This is a genomic window from Thauera linaloolentis 47Lol = DSM 12138, from assembly GCF_000310205.1.
Taxonomy (GTDB): Bacteria; Pseudomonadota; Gammaproteobacteria; order Burkholderiales; family Rhodocyclaceae; genus Thauera; species Thauera linaloolentis.
Map to the genome: position 1 here is coordinate 1 of NZ_AMXE01000005.1, position 26,278 is coordinate 26,278.

The window sequence follows — 26,278 nt, forward strand, 5'->3', positions numbered from 1 at the left end:
AGGCCGCCACCGCGGCGGTCAATGCACCGCCCAAGCCCGCCGTGCTCCCCGCCGCGCCGCCGGCCGCCGAACCCGCCGCCGCGGCCGAGCCGCAGCCCTACGAATCGCGCACCATCGCCGGCGGCATCAAGGTGGTGAAGGGCGATTCGGTGCGCATGGGCTTGTTCGACGGCGCCGGCGAGGACAGCCACGTCGGCATCGCCGACCTCATCACCAGCGCCGACGGCAGCTCGATGGCGGCCGGCTTCATGAGCTGGAACCGCTGCTTCTTCCCCTGGACGCTGAACTACGACGAAGTCGACCTGGTGCTCGAAGGCGAACTGCACATCCGCTGCAACGGCCAGACCGCGATCGGCAAGGTCGGCGACGTGATCTTCATCCCCAAGGGCTCCAACATCGAATTCGGCACTCCCAGCGAAGTACGTTTCCTCTACGTCGCCTACCCGGCCAACTGGGCCGACTGCTGACGACGGAAGCCTATCCGGGCGGTCATCATGACAACCTACATCACCGAAACCTGGCTACGCGAACGCCACACCCTGGCCGACGGCACCGAGCTGCACCTGCCGGCCGGCGCGGCGCTGACGCCAGCGGCACAATCGCTGATCAGCGAGCGCCATCTGCGGGTGAAGTACGTCGATGAATCCGGCCAGGTGTTTGTGGACAACCCGATCGCCGGACGCGGCAAATCCGCCGCCGGTGGTGACGCGAGCGAGCGCAAGCGCGTGCATCCGCTCACCGGCGGCGATCGCGCCCACCCCATGCATTGCACGCTGTGCCATCAGGCGGTGGCCAAGAAGCCGGATACGCTGACCCACCTGAACGCCGACACGCTGGTGTCCAAGAACGACCCGCGCATCCACCTGCGCGGCCAGCTCGACAGCGCCATCGCCTGCGCGGTGTGGATCCAGGCCGAACTGGCGGAAAGCGACAAACCGTCCAGCCGCCGCATCGCCCCCTACCTGGCCGACATCCGCTCCGACCTTGGCAACGTGTTGCGCGCCGAGGCCACCGGCGAAACCCTGCGCCCGATGCACATGGGCGAATTCGACGCCGACGCCATCCACCGGCTGTCGCACGCACCGCTGCAGCACCTGGGCTACGACCACATCGTGCCGGAGGCCGCGCACGGGCTGACCGCCGCGCGCCTCAACCTGCTGCGCACCGCCATCCGCAACGTCGAACTGGTGGCCGCGCGCCTCTACATCGGCGGCGACTTCGAGATTGCCCGCCCGGACATCCTCGAAGGACTCAACCGCCTCAGCAGCGCCGTGTATGTGCTGATGATCGTCGCCGTGATGCTCGACCGCGGCCTGACGGTGAAGGAGGCGGCATGGAACTGATGCGCCGCTGCGCCGAGTTCGCCCAGCGCCAGCCCCTGCGCGTGGTCTTCCCCGACACGCTGGACGCGCGCGCCATCGAAGCCGCCCGCCACCTGCAGGCGCGCGGCTGGGCCCACCCGCTGCTGCTCGCCAACCCCTTCGAGCTACGCGCGCTGTGCCTGGGAAAAAGCCTCGGCCAGGGCACGCTGACGCTGCTCGACCCGGCCCGCGCAGCCGCCCGCCCGGCGTATGCCGAACTGCTGCAGGCACGCATGCCCAAGGCCGCGCAGGAAGAAATCGCCGCGCGCCTGTCCGAACCGCTGTGGTTCGCCGCCGCCATGCTCGCCAGCGGCGACGCCGATCTGTGCATCGGCGGCAACCTCTCGTCCACCGCCAGCGTGCTGCGCGCGGCCATCCGCGTGCTCGGCCTGGCGCCGGGCAATGCCACGGTGTCGTCGATCTTCTTCATGATCCCGCCGGCCGAGGCCTGCGGTCGCGACCGGCGCGTGCTCGGCTTCGCCGACTGCGGGGTGGTGCCGCAGCCCACCCCGGCGCAACTGGCCGACATCGCCATCGCCTCGGCGGCCAGCTATGAACGCGTCACCGGCGAACGCGCCGCCGTGGCCATGCTGGCCTTCTCCAGCCATGGCAGTGCACGCCACCCGGCAGTGGACGCAGTGCGCGAAGCCACCGCGCGGGTACGCGAGCGCCAGCCCGGCCTGCTGGTGGATGGCGACCTGCAGTTCGACGCCGCCATCGTGCCCGAGGTCGCCGCGCTCAAAGTGCCAGACAGCCCGCTGCAAGGCCGCGCCAACGTACTGGTGTTCCCCTCGCTGGAGGCCGGCAACATTGGCTACAAGATCGCCCAGCGCCTGGGCGGCTACACCGCGCTGGGGCCGATGCTGCAAGGCCTGGCCGCGCCCATCCACGATCTGTCGCGCGGCTGCAGCAGCGAAGACATCGTCGAAACCTGCCTGCTGGCCACGCTGATGGCCAGCGGCAATGCTGTACCGGCGCCCGTCCCGAACGGGCCGTGCGCCGTCCCCGCAACACGCGTTGCGCCAGCAGCACCGCAACACCTGTAGCACCCTGAACACCATGATTCCCCAGGAGGGGACTTTTTAAGGAGTAGTCAAAATGGAAGCCCTGGGACTGATCGAAACGAAAGGCCTGGTTGCATTGATCGAAGCCTCCGACGCCATGGTCAAGGCCGCGCGCGTCAAGTTGGTCGGCGTCAAGCAGATCGGCGGCGGTTTCGTCACCGCGATGGTGCGTGGCGACGTGGCCGCCTGCAAGGCCGCCACCGATGCCGGCGCGGCTGCCGCGCAACGGATTGGCGAACTGGTGTCGGTACACGTGATTCCGCGTCCGCACGGCGATCTGGAAGAAGTGTTCCCGATCAAGATGGAAAGCGGACTGGACTGAGCGGCCGGACGGTTCGGCGCAGCTCGACCGGACGGCCCGGCCGCCCCCCACGGGGCTGGCGGCCGGTAGCCGATCCATGGCGGTACCCAGACGTCGCGCTACGTAGCGCAACGCAACGCAAGCGAGTCACGCGCGCGGGCGACGGCACGCCCTGCCAATGGCTGGGGCAGGCCGCAGGCCACGGTGCGAGCGCGGGCGGCTGAACGAACTCAGTAGTGAACCTCAGTGGTGAACACATGGAACTCGCAATCGTACTGGGGCAAGTCGTTTCCACGGTGAAGCACGCCGGGCTCGAGCAGCAGCGGCTGTTGCTGGTGGATTTCATCGACCCCCAGGGCAATCCCAAAGGCAGCCCCTGTGTGGCGGCCGACAGCATCGGTGCCGGTGACGGCGAATGGGTGCTGGTGGTTCAGGGCAGTTCCGCGCGCAAGACGATTTCCAACGAGGTGCCGGTGGACATGAGCGTGATCGGCATCGTCGATGAAGTGGTGGTTGGCGGAAAGCTCACTTTCCACAAGTAGGCCGTCGGTACGGCCCCGCGCGGCGCGGCAGGCGCCGGCGGATGAACACAAGCCGGACGACCCCGTGGCCGTGCGGCGCAGATGAACACGGGAGTGCATGGTGGATATCGATCTGAAAAACGTCGAACAAATCGTTCGCACGGTACTGGCATCGATGCAGACGCAACCGCAGGCGGTGCAGCCGGCCGCCGGACGGCGCGCCGCACCGGGGGTATTCACCGAACTGGACGATGCGGTTGCCGAGGCCAGCACGGCGCAACGGGCGATCCGCAACCTGGCCACCCGCGTCAAGGTGGTGGAAGCCATCCGCAAGGCTGCTGAGGCGCATGCGCGCGAACTGGCCGAACTGGCGGTGGCCGAGACCGGCATGGGCCGCGTCGAGGATAAATTCGCCAAGAACGTGTCGCAGGCGCGCCACACGCCGGGGGTGGAGTGCCTGGCGCCGACGGCGCTGACCGGCGACCGTGGCCTGACGCTGATCGAAAACGCCGCCTGGGGCGTGATCGCCTCGGTGACGCCATCGACCAACCCGGCCGCCACCATCATCAACAACGCCATCAGCATGATCTCGGCCGGCAACACGGTGGTGTTCGCCCCCCACCCGGCCGCCAAGAAAGTGTCGCAGCGCACGGTGTCCCTGCTCAACGAGGCCTCGGTGGCCGCCGGCGGGCCGGACAACGTGGTCACCACCGTGCTCAACCCGGACATCGCCACCGCGCAGCGCCTGTTCAGCTATCCGGGCATCCACCTGCTCACCGTCACCGGCGGCGAGGCGGTGGTGGAAGCCGCGCGCAAGCACACCGACAAACGCCTGATCGCCGCCGGCGCCGGCAACCCGCCGGTGGTGGTGGACGAAACCGCCGACCTCGCCCGTGCCGCGCGCGACATCGTCTGGGGCGCCTCGTTCGACAACAACATCATCTGCGTGGACGAAAAGGAAATCATCGTCGTCGACCGCGTCTGCGATGCGCTGAAAACCGAAATGGCGCGCCACAAGGCGGTGGAGCTGACGCCCGACCAGGGCAAGCGCCTGGTCGATGTGCTGCTCAACTACGTCGGCGCCGACGGCCGCGGTACCGTCAGCCGCGACTGGGTGGGACGCGACGCGGCGAAGATCGCCGCCGCCATCGGCCTGGAGGTGCCGGCCGACACCCGCCTGCTGTACATCGAGACGCCGGCCGACCACCCCTTCGCCGTCACCGAACTGATGATGCCGGTGATTCCGGTGGTGCGCGCACCCGACGTGGATGCCGCCATCGACCTCGCGGTCAAGCTCGAAGGCAACTGCCGCCATACCGCTGCGATGCACTCGCGCAACATCGACGCGCTCGACCGCATGGCCAACGCCATCAACACCAGCATCTTCGTCAAGAACGGCCCCTGCCTGGCCGGGCTGGGCTTCGGTGGTGAAGGCTGGACCACCATGACCATCTCCACCCCCACCGGCGAAGGCGTCACCAGCGCCCGCACCTTCGTGCGCCTGCGCCGCTGCGTGCTGGTGGACCACTTCCGCATCGTTTGAACCCCACCGTCTGAACCCCACACTCACCGACAGGCCCGATCATGCGCAGCATCGACGACTGGCTCGAACCCCGCCTCGCCCGCGCCGCCGCCCTCGCGGCCAGCGGCGAGATGGTGGCCGATGCGGCGAACGGCGCAGCGCCGGGCACTGGACTGCACCTGGGCATCGACCTCGGCACCAGCGACGTGGTGTCGATGGTGCTCGACGCGCAGGGCAACCCCGTTGCCGTGCGCCTGGACTGGGCCGATGTGGTGCGCGACGGCGTGGTGTGGGACTTCTTCGGTGCGGTGCAGATCGTGCGCCGGCAGATCGAATCGCTCGCCGCGCAATTGGGCGAGCGGCTGCCGCGCCGCGCCGCCACCTCCTATCCGCCGGGCACCGATCCGCGCATCTCGGTCAATGTCATCGAGGCGGCTGAGCTGGAAGTCTCGGGCGTCATCGACGAACCCTCGGCGGTGGCCGCGCTGTTGCAACTGGACCGCGCCGCCGTCGTCGACATCGGCGGCGGCACCACCGGCGTGGCGGTGGTCCAGCAAGGGCGCATCGTCTATTCGGGCGACGAGCCCACCGGCGGCCACCACGTCACCCTGACGCTGGCCGGCGCGCGCAACCTGCCGCTGACCGAGGCCGAGGCGCTCAAGCGGCGCGCCGACAACGCCGCGTTGTGGCCGGTGGTGCGCCCGGTGTTCGACAAGATGGCGCACATCGTCGATACCCACCTGCAAGGCCAGCAGGTGGATACCCTGTATTTGTCCGGCGGCTCGTGCAGCATGCCCGGCGTGCGCGACCTGTTCGCGCAGGTCTTTCCGCACTTGCAAGTGATCCTGCCGCGGCCGCCGCTGTTTCTCACCCCGCTCGCCATTGCTGCCCACGGGCTGCCCGGTGCGCGGCCGCAGGCGGAGACTTAGGCCATGAACCACGAAGACGTCAGCAGCGTCGTCTATCAGGCCATCGATCTGATCAACGCGCGCTCGGTGCGTGAATTCTCGGTTCCGCCGAGCACCTTCATCGGGCCGGGGGCCATCGCCCGCATCGGCCAGGCGATTGCCGCGCGCGGCATCGGCCGGGTGTTCATCGCCATCGACGAGAGCCTGGAAAAGCTCGGGCTCGCCGACGGCATGTACCGCTCGCTGAAGAGCCACGGCCTGGCGCACACCATTTATTGCCAGTCGCCGCGCGAGCCGGACACCGCGCTGGTGGAGAAAATGGCTGCGGCCATGCGCGCAGCGCCCTTTGACGGCGTCATCGCCTTTGGCGGCGGCTCCATCCTCGACGCCGCCAAGGCCGCCGTGGTGCTGGCCGCCAACCCCGGCCTGAGCGTGCGCGAGATGGCGCAGGAACCGGCCCGCATCGCCGTGCGCCGCGCGCCGCTGATCGCCGTGCCGACCACCGCCGGCACCGGTTCGGAGGCCACCAACGCCACCGTCATCACCGACAGCAACGATGCCGGCGAACACATCAAGCACCTCATCATCCACCCGGACATGATTCCGGACCTGGCGGTCATCGACGCCTGCCTGACGCTGGGCACGCCGCCGCAGTTCACCGCCGCCGTGGGCGTGGATGCGCTCACCCACGCCATCGAAGCCTACCTCGCCACCCATGCCACGCCGCTCACCAAGGCGCTGGCCTACCGCGCGCTGACGCTGATCGGCGAGGCGCTGCCGATCGCCGTCGGCCAGGGGCAGAACGTCGAGGCGCGCGAATCGATGATGCTGGCCTCCTACATGGCCGGCGTGGCCTTCTCCAACGCCGGCCTGGGGCTGTGCCACGCCATGGCGCACCAGATCGGCCCGGCTTACGACATCCCGCACGGCGTGGCCAACGCCATCCTGCTGCCGTCGGTGATGCACTTCAACCAGCTGGTGTGCAAGCGCAACTTGGCCGAAATCGGCCACGCCTTGAGCGGCCGCCTGCTCGACGCGGCGCAGGCGATCCAGTACGTGCAGGAACTCATCGCCGAGCTGGGCCTGCCCGTCAACCTGCGTGACGCCGGCGGCCAGCCCGCCGATTACGAAGGCTTCGCCGACGCCGCGCTGCTCGACCCCAGCCTCGCCACCAACCCGCGCAGCGTGTCGCGCGCGCAGGTCGTCGAGGTGTATCGCCACGCCCACGCCCGCCAGGGTGCCGCCGGCTGGCACAGCGGACCGCCCGGCAGCTGAAGCAAGGATAACGACGGACCGCCGCGCACGCGCTGGCGCGGGGGCCCGACAAAGCATCGGCGCAACAAAGGGAGCAGCATCATGGACAACATCAACGTCATCATCATGTGGATCATGATGAGCTTCATGGTCATCGCCGCGCTGGACCGCATGATGGACCAGTTCGACGGGGCCGAGAAACTGCTCGGCAAAATCGGCCTGGGCAGCGTCGGCCGCGCCATCGGCGGTTCCGGCAAGCAGTTCGAGGAAGGCTTCATGGCGATGGGCGCCCTGGGCCTGGCGATGGTCGGGGTGATGGCGCTGGCGCCGGTGCTGGCGCGCATGCTCGGCCCCATCGTGATTCCGTTGTACGAGGCACTGGGCGCCAACCCGGCGATGTTTGCCACCACGCTGCTGGCGCTGGACATGGGCGGCTTCCCGCTGGCGCGCGAACTGTCCGGCGGCGACGTGGCCGCGTGGATGTACGCCGGCGTGATTCTCGGCTCCATGATGGGCCCCACCATCGTGTTCTCGATTCCGGTCGGGCTGGGCATCATCGACAAGGAAGACCGCCGCTTCCTCGCCATGGGCGTGCTCGCCGGCATGGTCACCATTCCCATCGGCTGCATCGCCGGCGGCCTGGTGGCGCTGGGCTCCAACGTGGTCATCGACGGCCAGCCGGTACCTTTCACCTTCGGCATGATCCTCGGCAACATGACGCCGGTGATCCTGGTCGCGGTGCTGGTGGCGCTGGGGCTGAAGTTCTTCCCCGAGAAGATGATCGCCGGCTTCCAGGTGTTCGCCAAGATCCTGGTGGCGCTGATCACCCTGGGGCTGGCCGCCGCGGTGCTGCACGACCAGATCGGCGTGCGCCTGATCCCCGGCATGGACCCGATCTTCATGAAGCCGGGCGACGTGCCGGGCGAAGACCTGCGCGCCATCGAAACCATCGGCAAGATCGCCGCGGTGCTGCTCGGCGCCTATCCGATGGTGTTCCTGCTGACGCGCTGGTTCGGCAAATCGCTGGCCAAGGTCGGCGGCCTGCTGAAGATGAACGACACCGCCGCCGCCGGCATGGTCGCCACGCTGGCCAACAACATCCCGATGTTCGTCATGCTCAACAAGATGGACGACCGCGGCAAGGTGCTCAACATCGCCTTCGCGGTGTCGGCGGCCTTCACCTTCGGCGATCACCTCGGCTTCGTCGCAGCGGTGGCCTCGCCGATGATCTTCCCGATGATCGTCGGCAAGCTGGTCGGCGGCGTCACCGCCATCTTCGTCGCCATGATGATCGCGCCCAAGCCCAGCGTCGGCGTCAGCGCCCCCGCCGGACAGACGGCGTAAGCCTCGCTTCACCGCCCGCCGCGGCCGGATCGTGCCTCAGCGACCCGGCCGCCGCACGGCCGCCCAGCACAGGACACCCATGCCATGGCCGAATCCTGGCAGATCTACAGCGTCGGCATCGACATCGGCACCACCACTTCGCAGGTGATCTTCTCGCGCCTCGAAGTGGTCAACCGCGCGGCCGCCTCGCAAGTGCCCAACTACGAGTTCTCGCGCCGCGAGATCCTCTACGTCAGCCCCGCGATCGCCACGCCGGTCGACTTCGAAGGCCACCTGCATGACGACAAGCTGCGCCAGTTCATCATGTCGCAGTACGCCGCCGCCGGGCTGGACACCGAGCAGGTCAAATCCGGCGCCATCATCATCACCGGTGAAACCTCCAAGGCGCGCAACGCCCGCCAGGCGGTGATGGGGCTGGCCGAGCAGCTCGGCGACTTCATCGTCGCTACCGCCGGCCCGCACCTGGAATCGGTAATCGCCGGCCAGGGCTCCGGCGCCGCCGAATACGCGCGCACCAACACCTGCCGCGTGCTCAACATCGACATCGGCGGCGGCACCTCCAACTACGCGGTGTTCGAAGCCGGCCGCGTGGTCGACACCGCCTGCCTCAACGTCGGCGGCCACCTGCTCGAACTGGAAAGCGATGGCCGCCTGCGCCACCTGCACGCCCCGACCAGACCCATCTGCGCCGAACTGTTCGGTGCCGACCAGGCCCGCCGCCTCGGCAGCGGCCAGCGCGTCGACGACGACACCGTGGCGCAACTGGCCGAGCGCATGGCCGGCCTGATCCACGAAATCTGCGTCGGCCAGCCCTCGCCGCTGGCGCGCCAGCTGCTGATGACCGAATCCCTGCGGCCGGGCCATCGCTACGACGCGGTGTACCTCTCCGGCGGCGTCGGCGCCTGCTATTACGACCCGCACAGCGCGGCCTCAGCGCGCGCCTTCGGCGACATCGGCCCGGCCCTCGCCGAAGCCCTGCACCGCCACCCCGGCATGCAGGCGCTGCCGCTGCGCGAGCCGCGCCACACCCTGCGCGCCACCGTCATCGGCGCCGGCGCCTACAGCCTGTCGCTGTCAGGCAGCACCATCTGGGTGGACGAACAACACCTGCCGGTGCGCAATCTGCCGGTGGTTCATGCCACGCGGCCGTGGGCCGGGTGCAGCGCCGAACAGCTCGCCGCGGACTGGGGCACCGCGATGCAGCGCATGGACCTCGTCGCCGGCAAGGACGGCTACGCGCTGGGCCTGCCCGACGACCTGCCGGTGGCCTACGCCGACGTCGAGCGCGCCATCGACGCCATCGTGCACTTCGCCGCCGCCCACCCCGACCCGGCCCGCGCGCTGTTCATCGTCGCCCGCCAGGACCTCGGCAAAGTGCTCGGCATGCTGCTGCAGCCGCGTTTGCAGGGACGCAAGCTCGCCGTCATCGACGAAGTGCAGACTCGCCCGGGCGACTACATCGACGTGGGCAAGCCCTTCATGGGCGGCGAGATCGTGCCGATCACGGTGAAGTCACTGGCCTTTCCGGGCTAAAACACACCGTTTCGGGCTTGAACAAGGCATGGGCGCACCATGCCGGCCCTTGAAAAGTAAAAAAGGCCAGTCCGAAGACTGGCCTTTTTTACTCGACGATCGATTGGTCGGGGCGGCGGGATTCGAACTCGCGACCCCTTGCACCCCATGCAAGTGCGCTACCAGGCTGCGCTACGCCCCGACACAAGCCGCCATTATAGCAGCGATCAAAAGATTTACCAGTTTTTCTGCACAGGCCATACCACTTGCATCTGCCTGGCAATCAGCCGCGCAAGTCCTCGAGCAGCGCCTGCACCTCTGCCCGGACCTCGGCCACGATGGCACGGTACTGGTCGGCCTCGACCTTGCTCTCCTGCTCCTGGATCGCGCTTTCGCCGAGGCGGTTGCGCGCGCCCGAAATGGTGAAGCCTTCCTGGTACAGCAATTCGCGGATGCGGCGGATCAGCAGTACTTCGTGGTGCTGATAGTAGCGTCGGTTGCCTCGGCGCTTGACCGGCTTGAGCTGGGTGAACTCCTGCTCCCAGTAGCGCAGCACGTGCGGCTTGACGCCGCACAGTTCGCTCACCTCGCCGATCGTGAAGTAACGCTTCGCCGGAATCGGCGGCAGGGGCCCCGTGCCGATTTCAGGGTTGCTTGCTTGCATCGCTGAGCTGCTCCACGGCTGCCTTCAATTTCTGGCTGGCATGGAAGGTGACCACCCGCCGCGCGGTGATCGGGATCTCTTCGCCAGTCTTGGGGTTGCGCCCGGGACGTTGCGGCTTGTCGCGCAACTGGAAGTTGCCGAAGCCCGACAGCTTGACGCTGTCGCCACGCTCCAGCGCCGTCCGGATCTCCTCGAAGAAGCCTTCCACCATGTCCTTGGCTTCGCGCTTGTTGAGACCGACCTGCTCGAACAGGAGCTCGGCCAGTTCCGCCTTGGTCAGCGTGGTCATGTCAGCCTCCCGAACCACGCAGGCGGGCACCCAGCACGGCCTCTGCCTGCTTCACCAAGCCTGTCACGATGGCATCTACTTCGGCATCTTCAAGTGTGCGCTGAGTATCTTGCATCAACACCCTGAAGGCAAGGCTCTTCTTGTTCGGCTCGATGCCTTTGCCATGATAGACGTCGAACAGCGTGATTTCCTTGACCACGGCGGGTGCGGCCTGGCGCAGGGTGTCGATGACCCGCCCTGCGCTGACTTCGATCCCGAGCACCAGGGCCAGGTCGCGCACCACGGCCGGCATGCGCGAAATCTCGCTGTAGGCCGGCATGCGCGCACCCAGCACGGCGTCGAGCTCGAGCTCGAACACTACCGGCGCGATGCCGAGATCGTAGCGCTGCACCCACACCGGATGCAGTTCGCCGATGATCCCGATCACGCGGCCATCCAGCGCTACGCTCGCGGCGCGGCCGGGGTGCAGGGCCGGATGGGACAGGCGCACGAAGTTCAGGCCGCGCGGCGCGATCAAGGCCTCGACGTCGGCCTTGACGTCGTAGAAATCGACCGCCCGGCTACGCTCGCCCCACTGCTCCGGCAACACCGGGCCCGCAGCGAGGCCGGCGATGCGCATCGGCTGGTGGAAGCCGGTCACCGGCTCGCCGTCGGCCTTGCGCTCGAACACACGGGCGACTTCGAATACGCGCACGCGCTCGGTCTGGCGCTTGCGGTTGGTCGCCATAGTATCGACCAAGCCCGCGATCAGGCTGGAGCGCATCACGCTGAGCTGGCTGGCGATCGGATTGGCGAGGCGGATCGGGTCTTCGTTGGCGCAGAAGTCGCGCTCCCAGGCTTCCTCGACGAAAGCGAAATTGATCACTTCCTGATAACCGCGTGCAGCCAGCAGATGACGCGCTGCCCACACCGGACGGGCGTGCTCGGTGCTGGGCTGCATCATCAGGCTGCCCTGCGGCGCCACGGCGGGAATGTTGTCGTAGCCATGCAGGCGTGCGAGCTCTTCGACCAGATCGACTTCGATCTCGACGTCGAAGCGCCACGACGGCGGCGTGACGATAAAGTCCTCGCCGTCGCGCTGCACATTCAGATGCACGCGTTCGAGCAGCGACTGGATCGCGGCATCGTCCAGATCGATGCCGAGCACGCGGCGCGCGCGCGCGGTGCGCAGACGCACCGGCTCGCGGACCGGCAGCGTGTCGGCTGCAAGCGCTTCCTCGACCGGGCCGGCCTCGCCGCCGCAGATGTCGATGATGAGCTGCGTGGCACGCTCCAGCGCGCGGCGCGGGAGTTCAAAATCGACGCCGCGCTCGAAGCGGTGCGAAGCGTCCGAACCGAAGCCGTAGGCGCGTGCGCGGCCGGCGATCGCATCCGGGGCGAAGAAGGCGCTTTCGAGGAAGACTTCGGTGGTGTCAAGCGTGATGCCGCTGTCTTCGCCGCCCATGATGCCGGCCAGCGCCAGCGCGCGGGCCTCATCGGCGATCAGCAGCGTGTCGGCGGCCGGCGTCACGGTCTGCTCGTTGAGCAGCAGCACCTGCTCGCCTTCACGCGGATGGCGCACATGGATCGCGCCCTGCAACTTGGTGTTGTCGAAGGCGTGCAGCGGCTGGCCGAGTTCGAGCATGACGTAGTTGGTGACGTCCACCAGCGCGCTGATCGAACGGATGCCGCTGCGCGCCAGGCGCGTGACCATCCAGTCCGGCATCGGCGCCTTGGCATTCACGCCGCGGAGGATGCGGCCGCAGTAGCGCGGGCAGGCTTCGGGCGCGTCGAGCACGATGGCGCGGCGGCCATCGTGGCTCGGGGCGACCGGCACGATTTCGGTCTTACGCAGCGCGGTACTGGTGATCGCCGCGACTTCGCGCGCCACGCCTTCGAGGCTGAGGCAGTCGGCGCGGTTCGGCGTCAGCTTGATCGTGAACAAGGTGTCGTCGAGGCCGAGGTAGTCGCGGATGTCGCAGCCGACCGGGGCATCCGCGGGCAGCGCGTACAGGCCGCCATGGTCTTCGGACAGGCCGAGTTCGCGCGCGGAGCAGAGCATGCCAAAGGACTCGACACCGCGCAGCTTGGCCGCCTTGATGGCGAAGTCGCCCGGCAGCACGGCACCGACCTTCGCGCACGGCACCTTCATGCCGGCGGCAGCATTCGGCGCGCCGCAGACGATCTGCAGCAGCTCGCCGGCGCCGACGTCGACCTTGCACAGCTTGAGCTTGTCGGCGTTCGGGTGCTTTTCCGCCTCGACGATGCTGGCCACGACCACGCCCGAGAAGGCGGGCGCAGCGGGCGTCGCCTCTTCCACTTCGAGGCCGGCCATCGTCAGCAGATGGCCGAGCGCGTCACTGTCGAGTTGCGGATCGACGAAAGTCCGCAGCCACTGTTCGGAGAATTGCATGATTCGATTACCCGGAAGAATTCGATGAGGCTGGCGCCGCCTGGGGCGCCCTGCCGGCACAGTGCTTAGCGGAACTGGCTCAGGAAGCGCAGATCGCCTTCAAAGAACAGGCGCAGGTCGTTGACGCCATAGCGCAGCATCGTCAGGCGGTCCGGTCCCATGCCGAAGGCGAAGCCGGTGTAGCGCTCGGGGTCGATGCCGCCGAAGCGCAGCACGTTCGGATGCACCATGCCGCAGCCGGCGATCTCGAGCCAGCGCCCTTCCAGCGCGCCGCTCATGAAAGCGACGTCGATTTCGGCGCTGGGTTCGGTGAACGGGAAGAAGGAGGGGCGGAAGCGCACCTGCAGATCGTCAGTCTCGAAGAACCTGCGCAGGAAGTCGGCGATCACGCCCTTCAGGTCGGCAAAGCTGACGTTCTCGCCCACCCACAGGCCTTCCGCCTGGTGGAACATCGGCGAGTGCGTGGCATCGGAGTCGACTCGGAACACCCGGCCCGGCGCGATCACGCGCAGCTCGGGCAGGGTGTCGCAATCCCGGTAGCGCTCGACGTGCGCCTGCATGGCGCGGATCTGCACCGGACTGGTGTGGGTGCGCAGCAGCACTTCGTCCTGGCCTTCCAGGTAGAAGGTGTCGTGCATCGAACGCGCGGGGTGCTTCTCCGGCGTATTGAGCGCGGTGAAGTTGTGCCAGTCGGTTTCGATCTCGGGGCCGTCAGCAGCGACGAAGCCGATCGAGCCGAACAGTTGCTCGATGCGTTCGAGCGTGCGGCTCACCGGATGCAGACCGCCCGCTACCGCGCCACGCCCGGGCAGGGTCACGTCCAGCGCCTCGGCGGCCAGTTGGGCCAGCAGGGCGGCTTCGCGCTGCGCATTGCGGCGGGCTTCGAGTTCGGCCTCGATTGCGGCCTTGGCGGCATTGATGGCGGCACCCGCCTCGCGCCGCGCGTCGGGGTCCAGCTTGCCGAGCGACTTGAGGCGCTCGGTCAGCGAACCGCTCTTGCCGAGATAGCGCGCCTTGGCCTGTTCGAGTTGGGCGCCGTCCGCCGCAGCGGCAAAGTCGGCAGCCGCCTGTTGAACCAATTGATCCAGGTGTTCCATGTCCGTGCCCTACGGGTTGCGATTTACTGCGAATACTCTGGGTACTACGCGTGGAGCCAGATTCAGAAGAAAAAAAAGGAGGCCAGGCCTCCTTTTTTCGGACTGCGCTGAATCACGCAGCGAGCTTGGCCCGGGCTTGTTCGGCAATCGCCGCAAAAGCGGGCTTGTCGAACACGGCCAAGTCGGCCAGAACCTTGCGGTCCACTTCGATCGCGGCCTTCTTCAGGCCATTCATGAAGGTGCTGTAGGTCAGGCCCAGTTCACGCGCGGCGGCGTTGATACGGGCGATCCACAGGGTACGGAACTGGCGCTTGCGCTGACGGCGGTCGCGGTAGGCGTACTGCCCGGCCTTCATCACCGCCTGCTTGGCGATGCGATAGACGTTCTTGCGACGGCCGCGATACCCCTTGGCCTGGGAAAGGACTTTCTTGTGACGAGCGCGGGCGGTTACACCACGTTTAACGCGAGGCATTGCGGTCTCCTATCAAGCGTACGGAAGCATGGCGCGGATCAGCTTTTCATCGGCAGCATGAACTTCGGTCATGCCGCGCAGCTGACGCTTCGCCTTGGTCGTTTTCTTGGTCAGGATGTGGCGCTTGAACGCCTGGGACCGCTTGATCCCACCACTCGAGCGGACCTTGAAGCGCTTCTTGGCGCCGCTCTTCGTCTTCATCTTGGGCATTGCTGAGACTCCATGTTTTTGGATGGAACCAGGTAGCGCCGATAAGCCCCGACGCGTTTCGTTACCCGGCACCACTTGTTTTCCGGCAGGCGGCTCCCGCCATCTGCCGGCTTTGCCCCTGCGGGGCAAATTCCTCGAAGCTTAGTGCTTCTTCTTCGGCGCAATGACCATGATCATCTGGCGCCCTTCCATCTTCGGCATCTGTTCGACCTGGCCCTGTTCATCCAGGTCGGCCTTGATGCGTTCGAGCTGGCGCAGGCCAAATTCCTGGTGGGCCATCTCGCGGCCGCGGAAGCGCAAGGTCACCTTGCACTTGTCGCCTTCTTCCAGAAAACGCTTCAGGTTGCGAAGCTTGATCTGGTAGTCGTTCTCGTCGGTACCGGGGCGGAGCTTGACCTCCTTGACCTGGACTTGCTTCTGCTTGAGTCGGGCTTCGTGGGCCTTCTTCTGTTCCTGATACTTGAACTTGCCGAAATCCATCAGCTTGCATACCGGCGGTACGGCCATCGGTGCGATTTCGACCAGATCCAGCCCGGCTTCTTCGGCCATGTTCAGGGCTGCGTTCAGGGACACGATTCCGAGCTGTTCGCCTTCTTCACCAACCAGCCGGACCTCGGGCGCGTTGATCTCCCTATTTACGCGCTGCTTCTTATCTTGAGCGATGGTTCAACTCTCCACGAAAACCAAAAATCAGACCGTGCCGGCCTTCGCTTCAACTTCGCGAAGCCAGCGTTCGATCAGCGAATCGAGGGACATTTGACCAAGATCATGGCCACCCCGGGCACGCACGGCCACCAGGCCCGCCGCCTTTTCTTTGTCGCCGATGACGATCTGGTAGGGCAGCTTCTGTACGCTATGTTCGCGAATTTTATAGTTAATCTTTTCGTTACGCAAATCGGCTTCGACACGGAAGCCCGCCTTCCTGAGCTTCGCCACGGCCTCGGCAGCATAGTCCGCCTGCCCCTCGGAGATGTTCATCACCACCGCCTGCACCGGTGCCAGCCACAAGGGCATCGCGCCGGCGTGGTTCTCGATCAGGATGCCGATGAAGCGTTCCAGCGACCCCAGCACCGCGCGGTGCAGCATGACCGGGACCTTCTTGCTGTTGTCCTCGTCGACGAACTCCGCGCCGAGGCGGACCGGCAGATTGAAGTCGAGTTGCAGCGTGCCGCACTGCCATACCCGGCCGAGGCTGTCCTTGAGCGAAAATTCGATTTTCGGCCCATAGAAGGCGCCTTCGCCCGGCTGCAGGTCGTACTTCAGGCCCTGGGCATCGAGCGCAGCGGCAAGCGCGGCCTCGGCGGCGTCCCATTGCTCGTCCGTTCCCACGCGCTTGTCCGGCCGGGTCGAGAGCTTGACGAGCACGTCCCTGAAGCCGAAATCGGCATACACCTTCTGCAGCAGGCGGATGAACTCAGCCGATTCGGCCTGGACCTGGCTCTCCGCGCAGAAGATGTGCGCATCGTCCTGGACGAAGTTGCGCACGCGCATGATGCCGTGCAGCGAGCCGGAGGGCTCATTGCGGTGGCAGGAGCCAAATTCGGCCATGCGCAACGGCAGGTCGCGATAGCTTTTGAGGCCCTGGTTGAATATCTGGATGTGGCACGGACAGTTCATCGGCTTGACCGCGTAGTCGCGCTTCTCGGACTGCGTGGTGAACATCAGGTCGGAATACATGCCCCAATGGCCGGACTTCTCCCACAGCGAACGGTCCACGATCTGCGGCGTCTTCACTTCCTGATAGCCGTGTTCGCCGAGCGTCCTGCGCATGTACTGCTCGACCTGCTGCCACAGCGTCCAGCCCTTGGCGTGCCAGAACACCATGCCAGGCGCCTCGTCCTGCAGATGGAAGAGGTCAAGCTGGCGGCCGAGCTTGCGATGGTCGCGCTTTTCCGCCTCTTCGATCATGTGCAGATAGGCGTCGAGATCGTCCTTCTTCGTCCACGCCGTGCCATAGACCCGCTGCAGCATCTCGTTCTTCGAGTCACCGCGCCAGTAGGCGCCAGCCAGCTTCATGAGCTTGAAGACCTTGAGCTTGCCGGTCGAGGGCACGTGCGGCCCCCGGCACAGGTCGATGAAATCGCCCTGGCGGTAGAGCGACACGTCCTCGCCCGCCGGAATCGAAGCGATGATCTCGGCCTTGTAGTGCTCGCCGATGCCCTTGAAGAAATCGACCGCCTTGTCGCGCGGCCACACTTCGCGCTGGACCGGAATCTCGCGCTTCGCGATCTCGGCCATGCGTGCCTCGATCGCGGCCAGGTCTTCCGGCGTGAAGGGCCGCTTGTAAGAAAAATCGTAGTAAAAGCCGTTTTCGATCACCGGCCCGATCGTCACCTGCGCATCGGGAAACAGCTCTTTCACCGCATGTGCCAGCAGGTGGGCGGAAGAGTGGCGGATGATGTCGAGCCCTTCTTCCGTCTTGTCGGTGACGATCGCGAGATCGGCGTCGGCATCGAGGCGGTGGGAAATATCCACCAGACGCCCACCGACGCGGCCCGCAAGCGCAGCCTTGGCGAGGCCCGCACCAATGGCGGCCGCGACCTCGGCAACGGTCACCGGATGGTCGAAGCTGCGAACGGAACCATCGGGAAGCGTGATGTTGGGCATGGCAGTGGCCTCTGGCAGTTCTCACCCCCGACAAGGTCGCGGGCTAGGATACGAAGAAACGAAAATGTAGACGAAAAAAAAGCGCGGTCTAGGCGCGCTTTTTTCTCTAGCAGACTTACAAGCGGAGCCGACCTGTTCAGTTTCCGGCCTGAGTGGTAGTTCGGAACATGATGATCGACTCCAATATCTTGGTAGGCGCGATTGGATTCGAACCAACGACCCCCACCATGTCAAGGTGGTGCTCTAACCAACTGAGCTACGCGCCTGCTGAAGTCCCGCATTATAGGCACTCCAAAAAACTTGTCAAAGTTTTTTTGCAGTGCACATCAAAGACTACTTCTTGAGCCGGCTGACGACGAACAGGATCACGATCGCGCCGACCACGGCGCCGATGAAGCCTGCGCCCTGGCCTGCCTGGTAGATGCCCAGCGCCTGGCCGCCGTAGGTCGCCACGAGCGAACCGGCGATGCCGAGCAAGGCCGTCATGATGAGCCCGAGACCGTCCTTGCCGGGATGCAGCAGACGGGCGACGAGGCCAACGATCAGGCCGATGAAAATGGTAGCGATGATGCCCATGTGATTCTCCTGTCGGTACGATTTTTATGGTGGAGCGCTGCCGCCCGGGCTCAATCCTGTGCCCAGGCGGCGAGAAACTGCTTCCAGTGCGGCGCATCGAGCCGCCCGAGCGATTCTCGCACGACGGCCACCTCGTCTGCCCACGCCTTGGCGTCGAGATGCCCGCGCATGCGCTCGAAGCGCAGATAGACCAGATAGGTGTTCACGACGTCGGTCTCGCAGTAATCCCGGATATCGGCGATACCGCCATCCTGCCACGCCTGCCATACGGCCGAACCATCCATGCCGAGCTTGCCCGGATACCCCATCAGCTTGGCCAGATCATCCAGCGGCGCACTGGCGCGCGGCTGGTACATCGCCAGCAAGTCCATCAGATCGAGATGACGATTGTGGTAGCGGCCAATGTAGTTGTTCCATTTGAAGTCGCGCGAGTCGTGATAGTCGCCCTCGCCCTGGTCCCAGTAGCGCGGCGCCGCCACGCCATGCAGCATGCCGCGATAGTGAAGCACCGGCAGGTCGAAGCCGCCGCCGTTCCAGGAAATGATCTGCGGCGTATAGCGCTCGATGCCATCGAAGAAGCGCTGGATGATCTCGCCCTCGCCGGCATCCGGCTCCGACAGCGAGAACACGCGGAACTGCTGGGCATCGCGCAGCACGCACGAAATCGTCACCACGCGCTGGAGGTGGTGCGGCAGAAAATCGTTGCCGTGGCTGGCGCGCCGCTGCTGGAAGGCCCACTCCGCCGCCTCGGCGTCGGACAGGTCAGCGGGCAGTTCGTAAAGATTGCGGATGCCCGCCACATCCGGAACGGTCTCGATGTCGAAGACAAGAACGGGCATTACTTCTTCACCCATGCACCGCCGCGCTGCACCCACCAGCCGGCCGGCGCGCGGTCGATCCAGCGCTGGGCGAAGGTGCCACGCACGTCGGCCTCCCATTCGGGATGCTGGTTGACGCGGGCGACTTCGCGGTACAGCGCGCCACGATCGGCGTTCTCGGCGGCGACCAGCGCGCTGATGCCCCCTCGCTGCGCGAGCGGCACGGCCGAAGCATCCCTCAGCGCGATACTGCCGTCGGCGGCGAGACCGATCGCGCCCGATGCGTACAAAGGCGCGAGTTGGGCATGGCGCTTCTGCATCGACGCTTTGAGTGCGGAAATCGCCGGCGTATCGACCTCGAGGTTTCCCTGCGCCTGCACCGCGAAGGCCAGCATGCAGCCGAACAGCCCCGGTGCCAGCCAGCGCATCCATCCAGTACGAGCAAGATATGAGTTCATTGCCTGGCTCCTTCCTCGGCCGGCGCCGCCTGCGGCGGCTTGGCCTCGCGTGTCTGCCACACCTCGTCGATGATGCGGTCAGCGGCTTTTTCGGCAGCCGCGGCCGGGAAATAGATGTTGATCGTGACGCAGGCCGATGCGGCGGCAGCCGCGGCCCCTGCGAGCAGCAACGGTCTCATGTGGAAAAACGACATTCAAGCCTCCTGCGGTCCCGGCACACCCAGCCGGACATCAGTGCAACTCGGGCGCGACGTTGTCTTCGATCACGCGCTGGATTCGTCCGACGAGTTCATTCCAGTCGACGCGCCGATTGTAGCCGATGACATCCAGCGCCGGGATGCCGCCGCCGCGAACGATGCGGAAGCCGCCGTCCGCGCGCTCACCGCCCTCGACGCCATCCATTATGCATACCCCGCCCGCCAGCACACAATGCAAACCCAGTTCGCGGTAGCCGAAAGTATCGAATACGCCCAGCACCCCGCGCTGCAGGGCCGCCATGGCCCCTCCGCCCCCCAGCGCGCCGATGTTCTGCACCGCACGCTGGCTGATGCGCCGGCGGTAGCTCCCCGGGCTGCTGGCCAGCCTCATGTCGAACGCGGCGGGCCTCCAGCGCACCAGCTCCAGGCCATGTACGTCCGCATCCACGTACCCGGTGATGCTGCCGAAACTGAAAGTATCGGTGAGCTGCGCGAGATCCAGGTGGCGCGCCTGGATGTCCGCCCTCAGGTGCGAAGCGACGCCAAAGGGTTCGCTCACGCGCAGCCCCGTGGCCTGCAGATAGCCATCGAACACCGATACGACCAAGGCGCCGTCCAGCGCGATCTCGCCGGAATTCACGCGCATGCCCGGCAGCGAGGCCGACAGGATGCCCGACATTCCCGGCCAGCCCAGCGCCTCGGTCAGCAAGGCCATCGACAAGGGCTCCACGACCACGTCGCCCTGCCCTCGCCAGCCCGCTGCCTCGCGTTCGAGCGCCAGCCCCTCCAGCACCAGGGCCCCATCGAGCAGCTGGATGCGGATCGGCTCGAACGCAGCATGCCCGCCGTCGAGCAGCGCCTCCACCTCGAAAGCCCCCAGCGACAGCGCTTCCCAATGCCCTCCCTGTACCTGGAAACGGGCGCGGGTGGGGGCCGCCGCCGACCACGGCAGGTGACCCGACAGTGGCCCGAAGGCCAAGCCGCGTCCCCCCGCCTCGCCGCTCGGCCCGACGCCGGCCAGGCTCACGCCGGCCTCATCGAACACCAGGTCCAGCGTGGCCAGATGCCCATCCTTGATTTCGATGCCCGCCCCGACATGGCCCGCGAAGCGCAGCCGCTCCGCCAGCGCTGGCGCCAGCACAGGCGTGATCCAGCGCGGTCCGAGGATCGCCAGATCCCCGCCCGCCAGCGACAGCGCGAAATCCTGCAAGGCCAGCGGCTGGCGTGCGATACCGGCCGAGAATGCGAGCTGGCTCACGCCTTCGATCTCGATCGTGGCCATGCGCAGCACCGCCCGCTCGTCGTCGATCGTCCCCTCCGCATTCAGCACGGGCCCCGCCTGCAGGTAGAGCGGGTGCAGATAGGCCTCCCCTTTTTCCCATGCTGCCCGCCCCTGCCAGTCCCATCCTGCCGGCGAGGCCCGGGCCGACAGATCCACGGCGACGTGAAGACCCTCCGCAGCCTGCAAACCATCGGGGGCGGCGAAGCCGCCGTCGCTGAGGCGGGCCTCCAGTCGCAGGCTCTCATGCGGATGGGCGCCGCCTGGCAGTTGCCAGGCCAGCTGCGCATCGACCACGCCTTCGAGCGCGTGGCGCGAGAGCTCCGCGGCAATGGAGGGCGAGAGCATGGCAGCGAATTCGGTCAGATCCTCGGCGCTGAAGCGCACCAGAGAAACCTCCAGAAGCGATTCGCCGTCGTAGCGCAGGCGCACGTGCGAGCCCGATGCAAACGCCAGGCCGGCCTCGAGCGTGGCCTCGAAGGGATCGAAACGGAAATCGACGCTCAGCGGCAGGCGGCGCCCGGCGATGCGAAGCTCTCCCCGCTGGCAGCCCAGGCCTTCGAGCGCGACGCTCGTCCGGGAGCAGGAAAGGCGCAGATCACGCCAGCTTCGATCGCCCAGCGCAAGGCCTGCGATGCGCAGCTCGGGCGGCACGCTTCCCGTGGCGAAGTGGAACTGCACGCCCTGCACACGCAGCGCCGGCGTGCGGATGTCGGCAATGGAAAGCTGGATGCGCTCGACCGCTTGCGCCGCCAGGGCAAGCAGCAGTGCCAGCGCAAGGCCGAGGAAAAGCGCGGCCGCCTTGCCGCGGGCCCCGCGCCCCGTCCTGGCCTCAGGCCGGGAACACACCCGTCGACAGGTAGCGGTCGCCACGGTCGCAGACGATCGACACGATCACCGCATTCTCGAGCTCGGCCGCGAGGCGCAGCGCGACATGCATCGAGCCCCCCGACGAGATGCCGGCAAAGATGCCTTCCTCGCGCGCCAGCCGGCGGGTCATCTCCTCGGCTTCCGCCTGGCTGACACGCTCGACGCGATCGACGCGCGGACGCTCGAATATTTTCGGCAGATAGGCTTCCGGCCATTTTCGGATGCCCGGAATCTGCGAGCCTTCTTCAGGTTCACAGCCCACGATCTGCACCGCCGGGTTCATTTCCTTGAGGAAGCGCGAAGTGCCCATGATGGTGCCGGTGGTCCCCATCGAGCTGACGAAGTGGGTCACCCGCCCGCCGCTCTGCGCCCAGATCTCGGGACCGGTGCCTTCATAGTGGGCGAGCGGATTGTCCGGATTGGCGAACTGGTCGAGGATGATCCCCTTGCCTTCGTCGCGCATCCTGTCGGCGATGTCGCGTGCCATTTCCATGCCGCCGGATGTCGGTGTCAGCACCAGCTCGGCACCGAAGGCGCGCATCGTCTGCCGCCGCTCCACGCTCTGATTCTCCGGCATGACGAGGATCATGCGGTAGCCGCGCATCGCGGCAGCCATCGCCAGCGCGATGCCGGTATTGCCGCTGGTGGCCTCGATCAGAGTGTCGCCCGGCTTGATCTCGCCCCGCGCCTCGGCATGCACCACCATCGACAGCGCCGGCCGGTCCTTGACCGAACCGGCCGGGTTGTTGCCTTCGAGCTTGGCGAGGATGACGTTGTTGCGGCCGGCATTGATGCGCTTGAGACGCACCAGCGGAGTATGGCCGACGTAATCTTCCAGCGTCTTGAATTCCATGGATCGGGTTCTCGGTGTGGGGTGGATCGACCCCGTCACGGGGTCAGGTCGAATTCTTCGGTACGCCGCGGCGGATAGGTTTCCCAGCCGCCGCAAGCCGGGCAGCGCCAATGGAACTGGCGCGCCTTGAACCCACAGGCGTCACAGCGGTAGCGGGCAACCTTGCGTGTATGGCCGTGGATGAGCTGCTTGATCAATTCGACGTCGCCGCGCTGCTCGGTCGGCACCGTCAACAGCGCGGCCTCCAGCAGCTTGTCCAGCCCAAGCAGCGTGGGATTGCGGCGCAGCTCCTCCCGCACCAGCTCGTAGGCCGCCTTGGGCCCCTGCTTGTCCATCTCCCAATGGAAAAGCTCGTCCAGCAGGTCGAGCGAGGCGTGGCTGTCGAGCCAGGCGCGCAACAGCTGATGCCCCTCCTCGAGTCGCCCGAGGCGCCCATAGGCGTCCATGATCCGCTCGGCCGCCAGCGCGAGATAGACCGGGTCCTGATTCTCGATGCGCTTCCATGCCGCCAGGGCGTCCTGGTCCCGGCCCTGCGCAACACAGATGTCGCCCCGGATCAGGCTCGCACGCACGCAGCGCGGATTGACTGCCAATGCCGCCTCGACGTGGCGCTCGGCCTCATCCGGCAGGGAATTCGCCAGCGCGTTCGCCGCGAGCTCGCAATGGAAGTTCGCCACCTCGGTACGCCACATCAGACTCTCGTGGCCGGGCAGAGAATCCGCCACCTCGATCGCCTTCGCCCAGTCCTTTTCCTGCTGGTAGATTTCCAGCAGGTAGCGCAGCGCCATGGCGTCGCCACGTGTGCCCCGCAGGCGGACGAACACCGCCTCGGCGCGATCGAGCAGCCCCGCCTTGAGGAAGTCCTGCCCCAGTTCGCCGAGCGCCTGCAGGCGCTGCTCTTCGGTGATGTCCTCGCGATCGACCAGCAACTGGTGGATGCGGATCGCGCGGTCGGTTTCGCCACGGCGGCGGAACAGGCTGCCGAGGGCGAAATGCAGCTCGATCGTCTGTGGATCGATGCGTACGGCCTCGACGAAGGAATCGATCGCCTTGTCCGGCTGCTCGTTGAGCAGGAAATTCAGGCCCGACAGATAGGAGCGCGGCAACGCGCGCGACTCCTGCACGACCTGGCGAATGTCGATGCGGGCAGCAAGCCAGCCCAGCGCGAAGAACAGCGGAAGGGCCAGCAGCCACCAGAGTTCGATTTCCATTGGACGTCGGCGCGCTCAGGGAAGGCCGGGGATCTGGATGTCGGCCGTCGGCCCGGCAGGCGTTGCGACCCGCTCGCGCTCGGCGCGCTCGAGTTGCTTGCGCAGTTGCGATATTTCGCGGCGCTGGCGCAGCAACGAGGCGAAAGTCGCCGTGACACCCAGCAATGCCCCAGCCGCAAAGCTGACGAGGATGACGAACACCAGGGGAAGCTGCCACTGCCCGCCAAAGAAGAAGTTCAGGGTCGCCAGATGATCATTCTTGATCGCGAACCCGAACAGCAGGATGAACAGCAGGAGACGGATGAACCACATGATCGCGCGCATGGCGTGCATTATCGCCGAGCGCGCCGCAAAAAAGAAGAAAGGCGGCCAAAGCCGCCTTCCGATACCACGAATGCCACTCACAAGCCTGCTTACATCCGATCGCCGCGCGGCCAACTGTCAAACCCCGACCGGCCGGACCCCATGACCGAGTTCAATCGGCAAGGTCGACCCGCTCGCGCAATTCCTTGCCGGCCTTGAAATGCGGCACGTACTTTTCCGGCACGTGCACCTTCTCACCCGACTTGGGATTGCGCCCGACGCGAGGCGGACGATAGTTCAGCGCAAAACTGCCAAACCCGCGAATCTCGATGCGATCTCCGCGCGCCAGCGCGTCGGTCATCGCATCGAGAATCATCTTGACCGCGTAATCGGCGTCCTTTGCGACCAGCTGCGGAAAACGCTCCGCGAGCTGGGCGATCAGCTCCGATTTGGTCATGATCGGCTTGTTACTGCTTCTGCTCGTTCAGCTTGGCCTTCAGCAGCGCACCCAGATTGGTCGTGCCGGATGCGGCGGAGCTGTCGGAAGCGAGCTTGCTCATGGCTTCGGTCTGCTCGGCCTGATCCTTGGCGCGGATCGACAGGTTGATCGAACGGGTCTTGCGGTCGACGTTGATGACCATCGCCTCGACCTCGTCGCCTTCCTTCAGCACCGTGGTCAGGTCGTCGACGCGGTGGGCGGCGGCCTCGGAAGCACGCAGGTAGGCTTCGACGTCATCGCCCAGTGAAATCACTGCGCCACGCGCGTCGACCGACTTCACGGTGCCGCGCACGAGGGTGTTCTTCTCGTGGGTGGCGATGAAGTTGGTGTACGGATCGCCTTCGAGCTGCTTGATGCCGAGCGAGATGCGCTCGCGTTCGACGTCGATCGCCAGCACCACGGCTTCGACTTCGTCGCCCTTCTTGAAGCGGCGAACGGCTTCGTCGCCCTGCTCGCTCCACGACAGATCGGACAGGTGCACCAGGCCGTCGATGCCGCCTTCCAGGCCGATGAACACACCGAAGTCGGTGATCGACTTGATCTGGCCGCGGACCTTGTCGCCCTTCTTGTGGTTGATGGCGAAATCGTCCCACGGGTTGGACATGCACTGCTTCATGCCCAGCGAGATGCGGCGGCGGTCCTCGTCGATCTCGAGGATCATGACTTCGACCTCATCGCCCAGTTGGACGACCTTGGTCGGGTGGATGTTCTTGTTGGTCCAGTCCATTTCGGACACGTGGACCAGGCCTTCGATACCCTGCTCGACTTCGACGAAGGCGCCGTAGTCGGTGATGTTCGTCACCTTGCCGAACAGGCGGGTGCCCTGCGGGTAGCGGCGCGAGATGCCGACCCACGGATCTTCGCCCAGTTGCTTCAGGCCCAGCGAGACACGGTTCTTCTCCTGGTCGAACTTGAGCACCTTGGCTTCGATCTCGTCGCCGACGTTGAGCACTTCGCTCGGGTGGCGGACGCGGCGCCAGGCCAGGTCGGTGATGTGCAGCAGGCCATCGATGCCGCCCAGGTCGACGAACGCACCGTAGTCGGTGATGTTCTTGACGATACCCTTGATGACGGTGCCTTCCTTGAGGTTGGCGAGCAGCTTCTCGCGCTCTTCGCCCATCGACTCTTCCAGCACGGCGCGGCGCGACACGACGACGTTGTTGCGCTTGCGGTCGAGCTTGATGACCTTGAATTCGTATTCCTTGCCTTCGTACGGCGTGGTGTCCTTGACCGGACGCATGTCGACCAGCGAGCCCGGCAGGAAGGCGCGGATGCTGTTGGTCATGACGGTCAGGCCACCCTTGACGCGGCCGGTGATGACGCCCTTGACCAGCGAGCCTTCGTTGAGGGCCTTCTCGAGGTCGTTCCAGGCGGCGATGCGCTTGGCCTTCTCGCGCGACAGACGGGTTTCGCCGAAACCGTCTTCCAGCGCGTCGATGGCGACGTGGATGAAGTCGCCGACGTTGACTTCGAGTTCGCCGCGGTCGTTGCGGAACTCGTCGACGGGAACGTAGCTCTCGGACTTCAGGCCGGCATTGACGACGACGAAGTTCTGATCGATGCGCACGACTTCGGCGGTGATGACTTCACCGGTACGCATTTCCTGCAGGGCAAGGCTTTCTTCGAAAAGGGCGGCAAAGCTTTCTTCGAAAGCGGGGGTGGCGTTGGACATGAGGGATAAATCCGGGACCGCCGT

At 66.2% G+C, this 26,278-nt stretch carries 28 protein-coding genes and 2 tRNA genes; 10 read left to right on the plus strand and 20 right to left on the minus strand.

Annotation, left to right across the window (positions count from 1 at the left end; genetic code table 11):
• The 10 genes from eutQ to C666_RS02610 form a co-directional block, all read left to right on the plus strand.
• Positions 1-467: ethanolamine utilization acetate kinase EutQ (gene eutQ, locus C666_RS02565; RefSeq protein WP_004333383.1), on the plus strand; the 467-nt coding region annotated here is incomplete at its 5' end.
• Between the two features lie 27 nt (positions 468-494).
• The gene (eutT, locus tag C666_RS02570; RefSeq protein ID WP_004333385.1) at positions 495-1,343 is read left to right on the plus strand and encodes an ethanolamine utilization cob(I)yrinic acid a,c-diamide adenosyltransferase EutT; all 849 of its coding nucleotides are present in this window, start codon (positions 495-497) and stop codon (positions 1,341-1,343) included.
• Complete coding sequence (locus C666_RS02575) at positions 1,334-2,407, plus strand: phosphotransacetylase (protein ID WP_004333387.1); 1,074 nt, start codon at positions 1,334-1,336, stop codon at positions 2,405-2,407. The genes eutT and C666_RS02575 overlap by 10 nt, the downstream gene beginning before the upstream one ends.
• 52 nt (positions 2,408-2,459) lie before the next feature.
• A complete protein-coding gene (gene eutM, locus C666_RS02580) occupies positions 2,460-2,747 on the plus strand; it encodes an ethanolamine utilization microcompartment protein EutM (protein WP_004333389.1) in 288 nt (95 codons plus the stop codon).
• Between the two features lie 236 nt (positions 2,748-2,983).
• Positions 2,984-3,268: an ethanolamine utilization microcompartment protein EutN gene (gene eutN / locus C666_RS02585; protein WP_004333391.1), complete on the plus strand. Its 285-nt coding sequence runs from the start codon at positions 2,984-2,986 to the stop codon at positions 3,266-3,268.
• A 97-nt stretch (positions 3,269-3,365) separates the two neighbouring features.
• Entirely contained in the window at positions 3,366-4,790 is a 1,425-nt protein-coding gene (locus tag C666_RS02590) for an aldehyde dehydrogenase family protein (RefSeq protein ID WP_004333393.1), read from the plus strand.
• A gap of 41 nt (positions 4,791-4,831) precedes the next feature.
• Positions 4,832-5,698 carry an ethanolamine utilization protein EutJ gene (gene eutJ / locus C666_RS02595; RefSeq protein WP_004333394.1) on the plus strand — a complete coding sequence of 289 codons (867 nt, stop codon included), beginning with the start codon at positions 4,832-4,834 and terminating at the stop codon, positions 5,696-5,698.
• A 3-nt stretch (positions 5,699-5,701) separates the two neighbouring features.
• Positions 5,702-6,952 carry an iron-containing alcohol dehydrogenase family protein gene (locus C666_RS02600; protein WP_004333396.1) on the plus strand — a complete coding sequence of 417 codons (1,251 nt, stop codon included), beginning with the start codon at positions 5,702-5,704 and terminating at the stop codon, positions 6,950-6,952.
• Positions 6,953-7,033: 81 nt separating this feature from the next.
• The gene (gene eutH, locus C666_RS02605) at positions 7,034-8,275 is read left to right on the plus strand and encodes an ethanolamine utilization protein EutH (protein WP_004333398.1); all 1,242 of its coding nucleotides are present in this window, start codon (positions 7,034-7,036) and stop codon (positions 8,273-8,275) included.
• Between the two features lie 84 nt (positions 8,276-8,359).
• Complete coding sequence (locus tag C666_RS02610; protein WP_004333400.1) at positions 8,360-9,808, plus strand: ethanolamine ammonia-lyase reactivating factor EutA; 1,449 nt, start codon at positions 8,360-8,362, stop codon at positions 9,806-9,808.
• A gap of 104 nt (positions 9,809-9,912) precedes the next feature.
• Here C666_RS02610 and C666_RS02615 read toward each other — a convergent pair.
• The 20 genes from C666_RS02615 to rpsA all read right to left on the minus strand — a co-directional run bounded on the left by C666_RS02615 (position 9,913) and on the right by rpsA (position 26,254).
• Positions 9,913-9,989: transfer RNA gene (locus C666_RS02615), tRNA-Pro, on the minus strand.
• 81 nt (positions 9,990-10,070) lie between these two features.
• Positions 10,071-10,451: a MerR family transcriptional regulator gene (locus C666_RS02620; protein ID WP_004333403.1), complete on the minus strand. Its 381-nt coding sequence runs from the start codon at positions 10,449-10,451 to the stop codon at positions 10,071-10,073.
• Positions 10,432-10,740 (minus strand): integration host factor subunit alpha, encoded by a 309-nt coding sequence (locus C666_RS02625; protein ID WP_004333406.1) that lies wholly within the window; start codon positions 10,738-10,740, stop codon positions 10,432-10,434. Before C666_RS02625 ends, C666_RS02620 begins: the two co-directional genes overlap by 20 nt.
• Position 10,741: 1 nt before the next feature.
• Positions 10,742-13,132: a phenylalanine--tRNA ligase subunit beta gene (pheT, locus tag C666_RS02630; protein ID WP_004333407.1), complete on the minus strand. Its 2,391-nt coding sequence runs from the start codon at positions 13,130-13,132 to the stop codon at positions 10,742-10,744.
• 65 nt (positions 13,133-13,197) lie between these two features.
• Complete coding sequence (locus tag C666_RS02635) at positions 13,198-14,229, minus strand: phenylalanine--tRNA ligase subunit alpha (protein WP_004333410.1); 1,032 nt, start codon at positions 14,227-14,229, stop codon at positions 13,198-13,200.
• A 112-nt stretch (positions 14,230-14,341) separates the two neighbouring features.
• Positions 14,342-14,701 (minus strand): 50S ribosomal protein L20, encoded by a 360-nt coding sequence (rplT, locus tag C666_RS02640; protein WP_004333413.1) that lies wholly within the window; start codon positions 14,699-14,701, stop codon positions 14,342-14,344.
• 12 nt (positions 14,702-14,713) lie between these two features.
• Positions 14,714-14,911, minus strand: coding sequence for a 50S ribosomal protein L35 (gene rpmI / locus C666_RS02645; protein WP_002923845.1), 198 nt, complete (start codon positions 14,909-14,911; stop codon positions 14,714-14,716).
• A gap of 141 nt (positions 14,912-15,052) precedes the next feature.
• A complete protein-coding gene (infC, locus tag C666_RS02650) occupies positions 15,053-15,574 on the minus strand; it encodes a translation initiation factor IF-3 (protein WP_081593364.1) in 522 nt (173 codons plus the stop codon).
• Between the two features lie 27 nt (positions 15,575-15,601).
• On the minus strand, positions 15,602-17,518 hold the full coding sequence (thrS, locus tag C666_RS02655; protein ID WP_004333418.1) for a threonine--tRNA ligase: 1,917 nt from the start codon (positions 17,516-17,518) through the stop codon (positions 15,602-15,604).
• Positions 17,519-17,707: 189 nt separating this feature from the next.
• Positions 17,708-17,784: transfer RNA gene (locus C666_RS02660), tRNA-Val, on the minus strand.
• Positions 17,785-17,851: 67 nt separating this feature from the next.
• On the minus strand, positions 17,852-18,094 hold the full coding sequence (locus tag C666_RS02665) for a GlsB/YeaQ/YmgE family stress response membrane protein (RefSeq protein ID WP_004333419.1): 243 nt from the start codon (positions 18,092-18,094) through the stop codon (positions 17,852-17,854).
• A 50-nt stretch (positions 18,095-18,144) separates the two neighbouring features.
• Positions 18,145-18,933: a 3'-5' exonuclease gene (locus C666_RS02670; RefSeq protein WP_004333421.1), complete on the minus strand. Its 789-nt coding sequence runs from the start codon at positions 18,931-18,933 to the stop codon at positions 18,145-18,147.
• Positions 18,933-19,370, minus strand: coding sequence for a YdbL family probable chaperone protein (locus C666_RS02675; RefSeq protein WP_081593365.1), 438 nt, complete (start codon positions 19,368-19,370; stop codon positions 18,933-18,935). The genes C666_RS02670 and C666_RS02675 overlap by 1 nt, the downstream gene beginning before the upstream one ends.
• The gene (locus tag C666_RS02680; RefSeq protein WP_004333424.1) at positions 19,367-19,564 is read right to left on the minus strand and encodes a hypothetical protein; all 198 of its coding nucleotides are present in this window, start codon (positions 19,562-19,564) and stop codon (positions 19,367-19,369) included. Before C666_RS02680 ends, C666_RS02675 begins: the two co-directional genes overlap by 4 nt.
• A gap of 37 nt (positions 19,565-19,601) precedes the next feature.
• Positions 19,602-21,719 (minus strand): hypothetical protein, encoded by a 2,118-nt coding sequence (locus tag C666_RS02685; RefSeq protein WP_245603887.1) that lies wholly within the window; start codon positions 21,717-21,719, stop codon positions 19,602-19,604.
• Positions 21,679-22,569, minus strand: coding sequence for a cysteine synthase CysM (gene cysM / locus C666_RS02690; protein ID WP_004333428.1), 891 nt, complete (start codon positions 22,567-22,569; stop codon positions 21,679-21,681). Before cysM ends, C666_RS02685 begins: the two co-directional genes overlap by 41 nt.
• Before the next feature lie 35 nt (positions 22,570-22,604).
• On the minus strand, positions 22,605-23,780 hold the full coding sequence (gene lapB / locus C666_RS02695) for a lipopolysaccharide assembly protein LapB (RefSeq protein WP_004333429.1): 1,176 nt from the start codon (positions 23,778-23,780) through the stop codon (positions 22,605-22,607).
• 15 nt (positions 23,781-23,795) lie between these two features.
• A complete protein-coding gene (locus C666_RS02700; protein ID WP_028791992.1) occupies positions 23,796-24,104 on the minus strand; it encodes a LapA family protein in 309 nt (102 codons plus the stop codon).
• Positions 24,105-24,255: 151 nt separating this feature from the next.
• Entirely contained in the window at positions 24,256-24,540 is a 285-nt protein-coding gene (locus tag C666_RS02705) for an integration host factor subunit beta (protein ID WP_004333433.1), read from the minus strand.
• 10 nt (positions 24,541-24,550) lie between these two features.
• Positions 24,551-26,254 carry a 30S ribosomal protein S1 gene (gene rpsA / locus C666_RS02710; RefSeq protein WP_004333435.1) on the minus strand — a complete coding sequence of 568 codons (1,704 nt, stop codon included), beginning with the start codon at positions 26,252-26,254 and terminating at the stop codon, positions 24,551-24,553.
• Positions 26,255-26,278: the final 24 nt, after the last annotated feature.